This window comes from Synechococcus sp. H55.9, from assembly GCF_047462355.1.
Classification (GTDB): Bacteria; Cyanobacteriota; Cyanobacteriia; order Thermostichales; family Thermostichaceae; genus Thermostichus.
In genome coordinates this window covers 14,425-16,039 of record NZ_JANSJB010000064.1, presented here as the reverse complement: position 1 = coordinate 16,039, position 1,615 = coordinate 14,425, and the positions used below count along the sequence as shown (strand labels likewise).

Here is a 1,615-nt window from a genome sequence, read left to right as displayed (position 1 = left end):
GCCAAGGTCGAGTTGCGCAAGCTATAGCGAGCAGAAAGGCGAAAGGAAGGGCTGATGGCGTAGGCAGCGGTGATCTCCGCCAGGGTGGCTTGTCCTTCTTCCTGAGGGGCAACCCAACTGTAGCTGCCGGTCAAGTCTGCCGCTCCGGGCGCCAGGGCCAAAACGGCAAAAGCCCCATAGCTAACGCCGCTGAGGCTGCGGTTTTTCTGTTCCAAGGCTCGATAGCCCAGTTGGGGGGCCAGGTTCAAGCGGGATCCCATGGGGGCCAGAAAGTAGCGCATCTCCGACCCGTACTGGCGCACTTCTGGATGTTCGGAAGATTGTCGATAGTCGCCGCTGAGGGTGAGGCGATCGGCCAGGCGCAAGTCCTGCAGGCTGATTCGCCAGTGAGAGGAGGACTCGAAACCGGCCTGCAGGCGGGTGGGCAGGACGGGGGTATTGCGGATTTCTTCCAGGAGATTGGGTGGATTTTGCAGCCAGCGGCGCAGCACCGGGCTATTTTCCAGAACTTGGCCCTCCAGCCCCAAATCCAAAGCGGCCGAGAGCGGGGCCGGCACAGGATCTGGAAGACTTGCTTGCGTCGAATTGGCCCAAACTGGCCACCCTGGCGTCAGCTCGGCCCCGAGGAGCAACAGACCCAAGCAAAGCCCTTTGCCAGATCGCTCCACCAACTGCAACCCTCGCCTATCCCGTTTTTAACTCTAGCTGCTTCGAGAGGGATCCTCCACAGAAAACGGGACAGCGGAGAACCGGGGGCGGCTCAATGACAACGGAAAACCTAGCTCTTTCGGCTGTGGGCAACAACCCGCAGGCGCTCGGCCAACTTTTGCAGTTGCCGCTCAAATTGTAGATTCTCTCGCTGCAACTGGCGAACTTTTTCACAGCTATAGAGAACGGTGGTGTGGTCTTTCCCGCCAAAATAATCGCCAATTTTGGGCAAGCTGAGATGGGTGTAGTGGCGCATCAGGAACATAGCAATTTGCCGCGCTTGGCTGATGTCGCGCTTGCGGGAGGATCCCAATAAGCTCTCCCGGTCAACACCGAATTCTTCACAGATGACTTCGATAATCATATCGGCGGTGATCTCTTTCGGCTCGCTGGGTGGATTGAGGATGGGTTGAATGGTCTCCACGCTCATCGGCAGGCCAGAAATGGAGACGTAGGCGACGGCGCGGATGAGGGCGCCTTCCAGCTCGCGAATGTTGCTGGTGTAGGTGGTGGCAATGTATTCGATCACCTCAGGTGGTAGATTCATCCCCTCGTACTCGGCTTTTTTCTTAAGGATGGCCATGCGGGTCTCGATATCCGGCGATTGAATTTCTGCAATCAAGCCCATCGAAAACCGAGAACAGAGCCGCTCCTGCAGACGAGGGATCAGGTGAGGGGATCGGTCAGCAGCCAGCACGATCTGTTTACCCGATTCGTGCAGCGTATTAAAGGTGTGGAAAAACTCCTCTTGGGTGTACTCTTTGCCTTCGATAAATTGAATGTCGTCCACCAATAAAATATCCACATCTCGATAGTGCTCCCGGAAAGACTGCATGCTGTCTCGCCGGATGGCATCGATTAAATCGTTGGTAAAGCGCTCGGTGGACACGTAAAAGACCTTCGCCTG

The 1,615-nt window shown here is 56.6% G+C and carries 2 protein-coding genes; both read right to left on the bottom strand.

Features of this window, described 5'->3' with window-relative positions; translation table 11 throughout:
• Positions 1-557, bottom strand: a 557-nt coding sequence (locus NW857_RS09170) for a hypothetical protein (RefSeq protein WP_414368735.1), incomplete at its 3' end; no start/stop codon positions are given.
• Between the two features lie 221 nt (positions 558-778).
• A partial coding sequence (gene dnaA, locus NW857_RS09165; protein ID WP_414368734.1) for a chromosomal replication initiator protein DnaA occupies positions 779-1,615 on the bottom strand: 837 nt, incomplete at its 5' end.